The organism is Pectobacterium sp. CFBP8739, assembly GCF_013449375.1.
Classification (GTDB): Bacteria; Pseudomonadota; Gammaproteobacteria; order Enterobacterales; family Enterobacteriaceae; genus Pectobacterium.
Genome location: NZ_JACDRR010000006.1, coordinates 270,162 through 282,675, shown reverse-complemented (window position 1 = coordinate 282,675; position 12,514 = coordinate 270,162). Strand labels below are relative to the sequence as shown.

The following is a 12,514-nucleotide window of genomic DNA, read 5'->3' as shown; positions in this document are numbered from 1 at the left end:
GACGTTGAAGATTTACCTTGTCGGCGGTGCTGTTCGGGACAGCCTGCTGGGTTTACCCGTCACCGAGAAAGATTGGGTGGTGGTCGGTGCGACGCCGGAGAACCTGCTTGAGCAGGGTTACCAGCAGGTTGGAAAGGATTTCCCCGTTTTCTTACACCCCATTAGTCGCGATGAATACGCTCTCGCGCGTACCGAGCGCAAATCTGGCAAAGGCTATACTGGTTTTGTCTGCCATGCCGCGCCCGATGTCACGCTAGAGCAGGATTTACTCCGCCGCGATTTGACCATCAATGCCATTGCCCGCACCGAGCATGGCGATCTCATCGACCCTTATCATGGTCGTCGCGATCTTGAGAATCGCGTACTGCGCCACGTATCCGACGCGTTCAGCGAAGATCCGTTGCGGGTGCTGCGCGTTGCCCGTTTTGCCGCGCGTTTTGCTCATCTCGGCTTCCAGATTGCAGAAGAAACCATGGCGCTGATGCAAAAAATGGTGCATGAGGGCGAATTGGCTTACCTAACACCGGAGCGGGTCTGGAAAGAGACGGAAAAAGCGCTTGGCACCTCATCGCCCGATGTCTATTTTCAGGTGCTGCGTGACTGCGGCGCGCTAGCCGTGCTGTTCCCTGAAATCGATAACCTGTACGGTGTGCCCGCTCCCGCTAAATGGCACCCGGAAATCGATACCGGCATTCATACCATGATGACGGTGGCGATAGCCGCACGCCTCAGCACTGAGATTGACGTACGTTTTGCCACACTGTGCCACGATGTAGGAAAAGGGCTCACACCGCCTGAACTGTGGCCGCGTCATCACGGGCATGGCCCAGCGGGTGTCAAACTGGTTGAGGCACTGTGCCAGCGCCTGCGTGTGCCTAATCCGATTCGCGATTTGGCCAAGCTGGTTGCGGAATATCATGACTTGGTTCATACCGTGCAGGTGCTGCAACCTAAAACGCTGCTGAAGCTATTTGATGCCATTGATGTCTGGCGTAAACCACAGCGCCTAGAGCAGTTAGCGCTCACGAGCGAAGCCGATGCCAGAGGCCGTGCCGGTTTTGAAGAGACCCCGTATCCGCAAGGCGACTATCTGCGTGAAGCCTTCCGCGTCGCCAGTCAGGTCAGCAGTTCGGACGTCGTCGCCGATGGGTTTAAAGGTATTGACGTGCGTAATGAGCTGACGCGGCGCCGCACTCAGGCATTGGCAGACTGGAAAGCACAGCAGCCAGATTCATCAGGTGCGTCCTGAAACAAAGAGGCCACGCTAATGCGTGGCCTCTTCTCTTCTATAACGGTCTACCTAAAATCGACGTTCTCAGTCTTACATAAACACCATGTAAACCACGCCCGCGACGATAAAGCGGTAAATCGCAAACGGCACAAACGAGATGCGTTTGATGACTGTCAGGAAGGTTTTAATCGCAATCAACGCCACGACAAACGCCGTCACGAAACCAACGGCAAACATCGGCACATCGGCCAGCGACAGGAAGTGCCAGCTTTTATACAGATCCAGAACAGTTGCGCCCATCATCATGGGAACCGCCAGAATAAAAGAGAACTCAGAGGCCGCATAGCGGCTGACTCCCATCAGCATCCCACCGGAAATGGTCGCCCCTGAACGCGAAAAGCCGGGCCACAGCGCCAGACATTGAAAACAGCCAATCATAAATGCCTGACGATGCGTGATGTCATCCAGCCCGACGGCGCGCGCTTTTTTAGGCTTGAACCATTCTGCCGCTAACAGCAGGAAACCACCGACAACCAGCGCGTACATTACATTCTGTGGGTAAAACAGCGATTTGATCACATCATGGAAAGCCAGCCCCAGCACCACAGCGGGAATCATCGCCAGCAAGATGTGCGTCAGTTTCAGACGACCCGCCGTATTACCCTCATGCGGGACTTCACCGAAGTGAATCCCAATCAGACCAAAGAGGCGGCGCCAGAACATCACGACAACGGCCAGAATCGAGCCAAGCTGAATAATCACTTCAAACGTCTTAGCTTTATCATCAACAAACCCTAACCAATGACCAACAATAATCATATGCCCCGTAGACGATACGGGCAAAAACTCGGTCAGTCCTTCGACCACGCCAAGAATAAATGCGATTAGCAATGAATGCAGGTCAGTCATCTAAAAATCCTTGCCTTTAATAAAACGAAAATTTAGCCCATAAAAAAGCGGCTGCATACTTTCGCGAGCCGCTATAACTGGGGTATAGACTATTTGGGTTACGATTTAGTTGCACGTAAATCAGTATTTTTCTGTTAAATAAGATTTATCGTGCGCCACGTTCAATAATGACCCCAACCTGACGCGCCTGCGCCACCGCACCCGGCTTGCTGAGCTTGATCCGCAGCCAGGGAATAGAGAAACGCAGCATCAGCATGTCGGCGACTTCTTCAGCGACACGCTCTACCAGAGCAAAGCGCTGATTTGCCACATGGGCAATCACCGCCTCGCTGACATCCGCATAGCTCAAGCAGTCATTCACATCGTCACTGGCGGCTGCCTGACGGTTGTCCCAGCCCATTTCGATATCGAACACCAGTTTCTGCTGGATAGTCTGTTCCCAATCGTAAACACCAATAGTAGTGATTACAGTAAGTTCTTCAATAAATACGATATCCATCACGTCATTCTCTGTTTTTGTCGCTGTCGGATACCACTTCCGACGGAATGTGCGTATTATCCACAGATGAGAAGAGTAAAACGACCCTTATTAAACGGAATGGCGTTATGAGTGTTACCGCGCTTGGTATGATGTTAATCGCGTATCTGTGTGGCTCTATTTCCAGTGCGATTTTGTTTTGCAGAATGGCTGGGCTACCTGACCCACGTCAGCATGGTTCTGGGAACCCCGGAGCGACTAACGTATTACGTATTGGCGGCAAAGCTGCCGCTGCGACCGTATTGGTGTTTGATGTCCTGAAAGGCATGCTGCCAGTCTGGGCCGCTTACGCGCTGGGCGTTACCCCGCTGTATCTCGGGTTAACCGCTATCGCTGCCTGCCTCGGCCATATCTATCCCGTCTTTTTCCACTTTCGTGGTGGCAAAGGTGTGGCAACGGCTTTTGGTGCCATTGCACCAATCGGCTGGGATCTGACGGGTCTGATGACCGGCACCTGGCTACTCACCATCCTGCTGAGCGGTTATTCCTCACTCGGCGCCATCGTCAGTGCGCTCATCGCGCCGTTTTATGTCTGGTGGTTCAAGCCGCAGTTTACGTTTCCCGTCGCGATGCTCTCTTGTCTGATCCTGATGCGTCACCACGACAATATCCAGCGCCTATGGCGCGGACAGGAAAGTAAAATCTGGACCAAGCTGCGTAAGAAGAAACAGCCAGAAGACGAACAAACGCCTCCCGAGGCATAAGGCAAAAAAATTCCCGTTTTCACGGGAATTTTTTTATGAAGTATGAAGGGGGAACTAGAATCGACCGATAGCGGCAAACGCCTGCGACTGCACTTTAAACTGTGCCATGCTTTCCGCCAGCAGACGCGCCTGCTCTTCCAGTGAACGCGTGGCAGCGGCGGACTCTTCGACCAGAGACGCATTTTGCTGGGCGACTTCATCCATCTGCGATACCGCCAGATTCACCTGCCCAATCCCATTGCTCTGCTCACGCGTTGCCGTTGAAATCTCACGCATCAGGGACGTTACGCGCGCCACGGCGTCAGAAACGTCATTCATCGTGTCACCCGCCATTTTTGCCATCACGGTGCCTTCATTGACACGGCTCTGCGATTCTTCCATCAGCGTTTTAATCTCTTTAGCCGATTGCGCACTGCGCTGCGCCAGATTGCGGACTTCACCCGCTACCACAGCAAATCCCCGCCCTTGCTCACCCGCGCGTGCAGCTTCAACCGCCGCATTCAGCGCCAGAATATTGGTCTGGAATGCGATACCGTCAATCACCGCCAGAATATCGGCAATACGTTCCGAACTGCTGGAAATCATCTGCATTTTCTCAATCATACCGCCCACGGTCTCGCTGCCTTTATTAGCAATATCCGACACATTTTGCGCCAGCGTATGCGCTTGTTCCGCACTCTCCGCATTCAGCGCTACCGTGGCAGTCAACTGCTCCATACTGGCGGCGGTTTCTTCCAGCGATGAGGCCGATTCTTCTGTACGCGCCGCCAAATGCGTATTGCCAGAAGACAGTTCGCGCGTACCGACATCGATCTGCATACCGGCATCGCGGACGCGCCCCACAGCGGTTGCCAGTGAAGACTGCATTGCCTGCATCGCCTGAATCAGGCGGCCGATTTCATTATTCCCCCCCTCGGCAATGCGCTGGGTCAAATCGCCACGGGCAATAAACTCCAATTGGGCGACCGTTTCTTCAAGCGGAGACAGGATAGAACGCTTCAGCGCCATCCAGGCAGCCAATACCAATAGCAGAACGACGACACAGGCAACACCAATGATCGTCAGGCGCTCGAACGCAAAATTCTCGGCGTCTTTCAGCATGGTTTCCCCCACTTCTAGGCCGAAGTCGCGGAATTCGTTCGCCACCTTATCCATCTTAACGCTGAGCGGCGGCAGTACGTCTTGCAACAGCACGTAATAGGCTGCAACATCACCGCGTTTCAACGCATCGACCATCGGCTGAACGCCAAGGCTCATGTACTGCTCGTAGCTACTTTTCACCTCAGCCGCCATTCTGGCGCCGCGCTCCGTTACGGTGCCGTAAGAAAGAAAACGCGCCATTTCTTTTTGGGAGAGCGCCGTGTAGGCTTCCGCTCGCGCGACGGATGCATTCGCGAGGTCGGTCGCCCCACTTTCCATCTGACGAGCGGCCAACGCCGCGCCCGTTCTTGCACGCAGCGAGGCGGTATAACTCCCTGCCAGCGCCGTCACTTCTTTCCCCTGAATCTTGTCGATTGTCGTCAGCGACGTGACTCCCTGATTGATTGAGGTGATGCCAATTCCGCAGACCAGCAATAGCAGAAGGACCATCATGCCTAACAAAGCAATCAAGCTTGTCTTGATTGTGATGTTTTTTAACATTTTTGTTTCCCTGGAATTACAAATGATAAATAAATGCGGAGAAATGCTCCACATAACGTGATCTTGATCATGTTCCTATCGGTAGCAAGCCTGCTTTCTTTAAAGAAACTTTAGTAACGAAAGTATTTTTACTTAAACGACACAGGCGAGCGCCTGGCGCCTCGCCACGCTAAAAATCAGGGACATTAAACGCTTTTTGGCTATAATGACGGCCACGCTATTTCAGGTTTTAAGAGAAGGAAACTGACATGAGTCTGAACGATGTGCCGGCAGGTAAAGATCTGCCAGAAGATATCTATGTAGTGATTGAAATCCCCGCGAATGCCGATCCAATCAAATATGAAATTGATAAAGATACCGGCGCGCTGTTTGTAGACCGTTTCATGTCTACCGCCATGTTCTACCCATGCAACTACGGCTACATCAACCACACGCTGTCTCTGGATGGCGACCCGGTTGACGTTCTGGTGCCAACCCCGTATCCACTACAGCCAGGCTCCGTGATCCGTTGCCGTCCTGTTGGCGTGCTGAAAATGACTGACGAAGCAGGCGAAGATGCCAAGCTGGTTGCTGTTCCGCACAGCAAGCTGACCAAAGAATACGATCACATTAAAGACGTTAACGACCTGCCTGAGCTGCTGCGTGCACAGATCGGCCACTTCTTTGAGCACTACAAAGATCTGGAAAAAGGTAAGTGGGTGAAAGTGGAAGGTTGGGATAACGCTGAAGCGGCAAAAGCCGAGATCGTTGCTTCCTTCGAGCGCGCGAAAAACAAATAAGCGCCACGCGGTATGCATTAAGCCCTTTACGGCTCAATATATCGCACGATCAAAAACACCGCCTTGCGCGGTGTTTTTATTTATACCCCTGATTTTATTGGCTATTCGACCTCAAGCCTCTTCGTCATCTTCTTCACTGCGCTTTAGCCAGTCACCGCTGGCAATACGCGTCAGCCCTACAACAGGGTGCTTGTACAGATAGATCCAGGCACTGCCCAGAGGGGTGGAAATCAGCTCACGTTGGTATTCGTGACCGTCCCGCTTTAAGGCATCCAGTTCCGTCAATATCGACGAACTAATGCGATAAACCTCACAATGGATTTCGCCATCACCAGGCACCACTGCCGGATAATGGCCGAGATCGTACAGCTCGAAACCTGCGAGCTGACAATCCCCTAGCCATTGCGCATTGGTCATCCAATGACTATTTCCCTGTTTGCGTCGTAAACTGCCGTAAACAATAATTCGCATCGCTAAAACTCAAACTGATAGAGCACATCTAATGCCTGGCTAATTCCAGACACCGCTTCCAAGTATAGCTTTGGCATCAGGCGGTAACGCAGCGTTAACGTTGCCAAAGAATCGAATATGCCAACACCATATTTCACTTGCAGACCCGGAAGGACGTAGCCGCTGACGACAACCTGAGAATTATCGCCAACACCCTGTGTATCCAGAGCTAAATTACTTACGCCAAAGGCCTCGCCGATTTTACCCACAACTTGACCACTTTGTGCAACCCCTAAACCGACTAACATTGAGGTCATTGCTGAGCTATCGGCTCCGCCGCTGTCCAAACCTTGTCCACGCAACAGATAAGAGAGTGCTTCCTGCTGCGACATGGCCGGATCGGAGAAGACTTCCAGCTTCGGCGTGGCGGCCATGCCAGTGACGCGCACACCGGCGGTGACGTCATTAGCAGTGTTGTCTGGGTTACGAATCGCTTCGATATTCAGGATCGGCTGATCCGGCGGGCCGGAGAACAGAATCAGCCCCTTGCGGACGATCAAATCCTGTCCGTAGGCTTTAAAGCGGCCAGACGGAATATCAATTTGCCCATTCAGCCCTAATCCGCGCTCGTCCTGAACCATTTTCAGGTCGCCCTGTAGGCGGGCAGCCAGCCCAAACGCATCCAGCCGCACATCATTCCCGACACGGATGGTGAGATTGCTGTTAACCGTAATGGCATCGCCCGCTTTTTTCAGCGGCTGGCGCTGTGCATCCAGCATCACTTCATCCGGTGACACCGCCACCGCGCTTTCCGGCATATCTTTCACCACAATACGCGCCCACGGAATACTGACGGAACCGTTTAACGCAAACAGTTGTGGCGTGGCTTCGAAAACAATATCCGGTGAGACGTCCAGCCGCGCCATAGGTGGAATCGTCACACGCAGCTTCTGGCCTTTCGCTGCGATCCGCGCACGCCAGGCGTCCGGTCGCGACCAATCGGCATTCCCGCCAAGGTTTAACTGCCCGTTATCCGTTTTCAGGAAACCTTGCAGCGTTGACGACATCCCGCTGAAGTTCACCGCCAGCCGTCCGTTGGTCAGATCGACCGGCATCCAGTTACCATCAATATCCAATCGTTCCAACACCATCTGGCCGAAGATCTGAGGACGAGCCGCATCCCCCGCCAGACGCAGGTTCGCATTCAGTATCCCCGCCGCTTTCTCTCCTTTACTCAACGCAGGGTTGAGCAAGGCCAGTGAAATCGTGTTGATCGTGACGTTGCCGCCGAGATTGCGCCGTCCTTGTGGGTCGCTGACCTGAATATCACCGCTGAAGCGCCCGTTATCCCGAATGGCCATCAGCCAGCCAAGTTGCGCCCGCCCGCGATCGATCCCCGCATTCAGCGTAAAGGTGTCGAAATCAATCGGCAGCGTGTTGCCTTGCAACTGCTGGCGCACGCTCACCCCGTTTCCCACCAGCGACACTTTCGCCTGCGGTAAGCCTTGTCCTGCCTGCCAACTGATATCGGCACCACCAGTGAACGTCCCCGCTAGCACGGTGTCCGCTGTCAGGAACGGCTTTAACATCGCGAGATCGAAGCGGTTCAATCGAATGCTCACCTGCCCGCTCGGCCCGGCTTCAATCGCCTTAGGAACACAAAGCTCAGCATTCGGATTCCGCCAGCAGTGCGTGCCGATGGTGATCTTCTGCTGCGCATTCAGGTAGTCCAGCGCCATGTCCTGCGTCAGACGCCATTCCCCCACCGGCGTGTCGAAGCGGGTATTGTTCAGCGTGCCGCGCCAGCGCTGTTCCTGACGATCGAAGCTGCCTGAAAGTGCCAGTTGCCCCGCGACCGGTTCACCCTGCATAGTCAGCCGAAGCTGGTGCTGCTTTTCATTGCCGCTGGCATCCAGCGTCAACAGCGCAATATTCAGGCCGTCCTGCTTCAACGCTTCAAGACGCACGGCCAGCTTGCCCTGAATCTGCTGTTCGGAGCGCACATCACCTTCGACTCTCACCTGACGAATCGTTATCGCCTGCCAGCGCAGACCGGACGCCGTGATATCCGCCAGCATCTGCGGTTCACGCAGATTGCCGCGTAGCTTGAGTGTCCCGATGGCGCGTCCTGCCAGACCCGGCAACATGCCGTCCAGCGACGGGGCATTGATGTCGGCATCCAACTGCCATTTGTCGCTCAGGTCACCTTTGACATTCAACTGGTTGCGGCCTAATGCCAGATTCAGCGCGGGTATTGTCCACTGACCCGCCGCATTGCCGCGCAGTTCACCTCTGGCCGTGAGCTTATTCGCTTTCACGTTGCCGTCCAGACGCAGTTCCGGCACCTGTAACTGCCAGCTACCGCCATAGACGCTGCCACGTGTCGTAATCTTGCCATCTATTTTCGCGGGCCATTCAGGCCACTGTTTCGCAGTGTTAATCCCGTTCAGCAGTAGCTCACTGCGCCAGCTAATCGCTTTGCTCCAGTCGATAAGCGCGCTCAGATCGGCATTCCCTTGCAACGCCGCCAACCGCAGGCGGCTCAGCGCAAACTGCTGTTCGTTACCTTTGCCATCCAGCAGCAGCGTCGCGGGGGGAATTTCCGCACCGCTCAGATCGCCGCGCAGCGACAGCGCATAGTCGGTCGCTTTGCCGTTAAACCGCAGCCTGACGTTGCTGGCCTGATACTGCGTCGCGCCCGTCAGCGGCCAACGCACACGCTCGGTTTGCAGCGTCAATGCCAGCGGCAGCCCGGCTTCTGCCAGTTTGGTTTGCACATCCAACTGAGCGCGCTGCGGCCCCGAGAGGTTCAGCGCCACATTCAACTGTTCGCGCAGGCCGCCATCAACCGTCAGTTTCAGCTTCTCGCCTTTGATCGGATCGACGTTCAGCACGCCGTTCGCCGTCAGCGAGACAGGCCAGCTCTCGCTGAGCGTCGCTTCACCGCGTACATTCAGCCCGCCCTGCGGCGATTGGACGATAAGTTTGTCCAGACGCAAATGCTGTTGCTGAGTCGAGGCTTGCACGAACAGGTTATTAATCAAAATGTCCTGATCACCCGTCAACCGCAGCTGCTCGCCGTGAATCTCGACAATGTTCAGATCCAGCGGCAACGTGAACTGCGGTAAATCAGGTAATAACGGTTTGGAGAACAGCTCGCTCAGGCGTTCCCCCAGCGGCGGTTCAGGGACTGTCGGCTTGTCAGCGGTGCTATCCGTTTTGGGTGTCGATGCCGTCGGTATCGGTGTCGTGGTGGTGGCTGCCGCGACAGTATTGTTTGCCACCAGCGCGTTATCGATGTGAAGCGTTTGCGAGGTGCTTTGCTCCGCCGCATCGCGTACGTTCGCCGCCGTTTCCTTGATAACAGACGCCATTTCCGCCGCCGTTACTTTGCCATCCTCCAGCACGTCAACGGGCGTTTTCGGCAAGGCCACCAGCAGCGCGCTGATTCTGGTCGGTAGCAGCGTCAACGCACGCCCTTCCCACTGCATTCCGGTGCGGAATTCGCTCAGTGAAATCGCCGTGTCATCCACGGTAACCTGAACGTTGCTAAGCGTTAGCTGGCGCAGTGAAATCGGGAACGGTGCAGAGATCTCCGTTACCGGCGTCGAAGGCGGCGGTGACGCATCTGTCGCCGGTAAGGCTTTGGTATCGACGATCACATCAACGCGGTTCGCCGAGAGATCGTTAATACACAACTGACTTTTTCGCAGGCAGCCCAGTGCGAGCGACAGGTGAAACTCCTCGCTCTTTACCGTCACACCCGGCATCTCGTAGCTGATATTTTTCAGCGTTAAATCACGCCAGCCACCACTCACGCTGGCAATATCCAACCCCGGCACCACGCGTGCGGCGATATTCAGCAACAGATGCAGGCCCGGCGTGGTGCCCACCATCAGCCCCAACCCAACCATGAGCAGCAGTAAGAATGCCGCAAGGCTAATACTGACCGTTTTCCACCCGCGCCCTTTTCGTGCAGGCCGCGTCGGCGCGTTATCCTGCGCGACGTTTTCTTCTGTCACCGGATCCTGTGCTTTTTGTTCGTTTTTCTCATCCATCATAGTTCAGGCCCCAGCGCGATATAGAACTGAACATCATTCTTCTTCTCTGCATCGCCGATCGGCATGGCGACATCAAGTTTCACTGGGCCAATCGGCGAGGCCCAGCGTACGCCGACGCCCGTGCCCGTCTTAAAGTTACTCCGTTTGATGTCATTCACTGCTTCACCTGAATCAACAAAAACCGCGCCCCACCATTTTCCCGTTACGTTGTATTGGTATTCGAGCGAGCCAGTCGCCAGCTTGGACGCACCAGTCAGTTTGCCGTCGCTGTCGCGCGGCGAAATAGATTTGTACTTATACCCACGAATGCTGCGATCACCACCGGCAAAGAAACGCAGTGAGGGAGGAACGCGGGAGAAATTGTTGGTTTCAATCCAGCCCAGATTGCCGCGTGCGACAAAGCGGTGCTTATCCGCCAGCGTGCGAATCCAGACGTTTTGCGCCTGAACCACGGCAAAGTCGATGTCCGATCCCCAGGTGGTGTCGGAAATGTCGATAGAATAACGTTGCGTATCGCCCCATACCGGCATCAGCCCACCGCGTTGGCGAGTTCGGTTAATGCTGACGCCCGGATAGATCAGCATCGTGGTATCCGTCACGCTCGCCTGCGTAAAGTGGTCGAGGCTCCAGCGCAGGTTAATCGCCCGTTGCCAACCGCTGGAGAGATCCCAGTAGCGTGCCACGTTGAGCGTGGTGCCATCGGATTTGGTATCGTTGAGATCTTCGCGCTTAAAGCCGCCTTGCATCAGGTAATACTGTTCAAGCGGACTCTTCAGCAAGGGGATTTTGTAGCTAAAATCAAGCGATTGCTCCGGTGCGGACACGCTCAGGCTGCTTTCAAGACTGTGCCCGCGTGAATTCACCCAAGGCTTATTCCAGGTTGTTTTAAAACGCGGGCCAACATCCGTGGCATAGCCGATCCCAGTTTCAATGCGGTTACGGGTTCGCGGCGTCACCACGGCTTCCAGCGGCAGTACCTTAGAACTTTTCGACTGGTCAAAATCAGGAGAAACCACGACGGAATTAAACCATCCTGTCGCAGAAAGACGGCGGTTTAACTCACCGAGATCTTCACTGGTATAAGCATCACCTTCGTGAAACGGCACCAAATTTTGCAGGTAATCATCGCGGATTTGTGCGCCCTGAAAGTGTACGGCACCAAAGCGGTAGCGTTCACCGCTATCAAAGTCGATATCCCAAAACGCCTCTCTCTCTTCCCGCATCACGCCAAGCTGACTTTGCTGGAAGCGCGCATCGAAATAGCCTTTGCGTAATGACAAACCATTCAGCCCGCTTTTAAAGCGATCAAAATCGCCGTGGTTCACTACTGAACCAATTTCGGGGCGATCGTCTTTAACCAGTTGCTGGTAATCTTTATCATCATGCGCGCCGCCGCGCAGGGTGATGTTCACTCCGGCAATTTTTACCGGTTCACCAGGCGTCACGGTGGCAATCAATACGGGTCGCCCACCATTAACGGCAGGCCGGAATTCGAAACCGATCTGTGGATCGTAGTAGCCGAGCGCACGCAATCCCTGACGGATCGCTTCATCAACACGTGAGCGGAAACGCCCATCGGCATTGACCTCATCGACCGCGATGGTGGATAAACGTGCCCGCACATTCTTTTGTAGTTGCCCTTCCAGCCCCATGACTTGCAGGCGCACATTCGCCGCCTGGCTCTCTGGAGCCAGCATCAGCAGCGCGCACATCAGGCCAAGAAACCGGTACCGTTGTGCCCCGCAGCCAGCAAAGCTATTTTTTTGTCCTGCTATGCTTTTTTGCCCGGTAACGCTTTTTTTTCCAATGAAACTTTTCGTTGAGATAAAAATAGTCACTGAGCTCCCTGATAAATCGGTCTGTCACCTAAAGCCTTGTCGTCTAAAACCTATAGCATGGCTTTTATCACTTCGCCCGCCGCTCTACGCTTACCTGACACCTCGTCACGTAGCGTCGAAATCTCCTACCAACTTTGCATGATATTAGTGATAAATACTAATTTCACATCTTAAGAATAGATTTTCACCTACAAACATCAATATGCGACATTACAGACAAACATTACCTTAACATTAAACACCATGAAGATATAAAGACAGCCCAACGCTTCTTGGTTATGCTTTCCGAAGAGATAATGCCGATCGTTTAAGAATCGAGATACGGGGGCTACCACGGTGCGAGGTATCCTCCCTACGGGAACC

At 54.2% G+C, this 12,514-nt stretch carries 9 protein-coding genes; 3 read left to right on the top strand and 6 right to left on the bottom strand.

Annotation, left to right across the window (positions count from 1 at the left end; genetic code table 11):
- The first annotated feature begins 4 nt into the window (after positions 1-4).
- The gene (locus H0247_RS05685) at positions 5-1,249 is read left to right on the top strand and encodes a multifunctional CCA addition/repair protein (RefSeq protein WP_180741656.1); all 1,245 of its coding nucleotides are present in this window, start codon (positions 5-7) and stop codon (positions 1,247-1,249) included.
- A gap of 72 nt (positions 1,250-1,321) precedes the next feature.
- Here the strand turns inward: H0247_RS05685 and bacA are convergent, their stop codons facing one another.
- Positions 1,322-2,140 carry an undecaprenyl-diphosphate phosphatase gene (gene bacA / locus H0247_RS05680; RefSeq protein ID WP_180741655.1) on the bottom strand — a complete coding sequence of 273 codons (819 nt, stop codon included), beginning with the start codon at positions 2,138-2,140 and terminating at the stop codon, positions 1,322-1,324.
- A 145-nt stretch (positions 2,141-2,285) separates the two neighbouring features.
- On the bottom strand, positions 2,286-2,639 hold the full coding sequence (gene folB, locus H0247_RS05675) for a bifunctional dihydroneopterin aldolase/7,8-dihydroneopterin epimerase (protein ID WP_180741728.1): 354 nt from the start codon (positions 2,637-2,639) through the stop codon (positions 2,286-2,288).
- A gap of 107 nt (positions 2,640-2,746) precedes the next feature.
- Here folB and plsY point away from each other — a divergent pair, with 107 nt between their 5' ends.
- The gene (plsY, locus tag H0247_RS05670) at positions 2,747-3,382 is read left to right on the top strand and encodes a glycerol-3-phosphate 1-O-acyltransferase PlsY (protein WP_180741654.1); all 636 of its coding nucleotides are present in this window, start codon (positions 2,747-2,749) and stop codon (positions 3,380-3,382) included.
- A gap of 54 nt (positions 3,383-3,436) precedes the next feature.
- Here the strand turns inward: plsY and H0247_RS05665 are convergent, their stop codons facing one another.
- Positions 3,437-5,023, bottom strand: coding sequence for a methyl-accepting chemotaxis protein (locus tag H0247_RS05665; protein ID WP_180741653.1), 1,587 nt, complete (start codon positions 5,021-5,023; stop codon positions 3,437-3,439).
- Positions 5,024-5,271: 248 nt separating this feature from the next.
- Here H0247_RS05665 and ppa point away from each other — a divergent pair, with 248 nt between their 5' ends.
- On the top strand, positions 5,272-5,802 hold the full coding sequence (ppa, locus tag H0247_RS05660; RefSeq protein WP_110162483.1) for an inorganic diphosphatase: 531 nt from the start codon (positions 5,272-5,274) through the stop codon (positions 5,800-5,802).
- Positions 5,803-5,913: 111 nt separating this feature from the next.
- Here the strand turns inward: ppa and H0247_RS05655 are convergent, their stop codons facing one another.
- The 3 genes from H0247_RS05655 to H0247_RS05645 are packed head-to-tail and all read right to left on the bottom strand — an operon-like array spanning position 5,914 to position 12,025.
- A complete protein-coding gene (locus H0247_RS05655) occupies positions 5,914-6,273 on the bottom strand; it encodes a gamma-glutamylcyclotransferase (protein WP_180741652.1) in 360 nt (119 codons plus the stop codon).
- 2 nt (positions 6,274-6,275) lie between these two features.
- Positions 6,276-10,313, bottom strand: coding sequence for a translocation/assembly module TamB domain-containing protein (locus tag H0247_RS05650; protein WP_180741651.1), 4,038 nt, complete (start codon positions 10,311-10,313; stop codon positions 6,276-6,278).
- A complete protein-coding gene (locus tag H0247_RS05645) occupies positions 10,310-12,025 on the bottom strand; it encodes an autotransporter assembly complex family protein (RefSeq protein WP_180741650.1) in 1,716 nt (571 codons plus the stop codon). The genes H0247_RS05650 and H0247_RS05645 overlap by 4 nt, the downstream gene beginning before the upstream one ends.
- Positions 12,026-12,514 lie beyond the last annotated feature (489 nt).

What these genes read in the sequence shown, in the direction of transcription:
- bacA (WP_180741655.1), bottom strand. Translation starts at nt 2,140, where the DNA reads ATGACTGACCTGCATTCATTGCTAATCGCATTTATTCTTGGCGTGGTC.
- folB (WP_180741728.1), bottom strand. Translation starts at nt 2,639, where the DNA reads ATGGATATCGTATTTATTGAAGAACTTACTGTAATCACTACTATTGGT.
- plsY (WP_180741654.1), top strand. Translation starts at nt 2,747, where the DNA reads ATGAGTGTTACCGCGCTTGGTATGATGTTAATCGCGTATCTGTGTGGC.
- H0247_RS05665 (WP_180741653.1), bottom strand. Translation starts at nt 5,023, where the DNA reads ATGTTAAAAAACATCACAATCAAGACAAGCTTGATTGCTTTGTTAGGC.
- ppa (WP_110162483.1), top strand. Translation starts at nt 5,272, where the DNA reads ATGAGTCTGAACGATGTGCCGGCAGGTAAAGATCTGCCAGAAGATATC.
- H0247_RS05655 (WP_180741652.1), bottom strand. Translation starts at nt 6,273, where the DNA reads ATGCGAATTATTGTTTACGGCAGTTTACGACGCAAACAGGGAAATAGT.
- H0247_RS05650 (WP_180741651.1), bottom strand. Translation starts at nt 10,313, where the DNA reads ATGATGGATGAGAAAAACGAACAAAAAGCACAGGATCCGGTGACAGAA.
- H0247_RS05645 (WP_180741650.1), bottom strand. Translation starts at nt 12,025, where the DNA reads ATGTGCGCGCTGCTGATGCTGGCTCCAGAGAGCCAGGCGGCGAATGTG.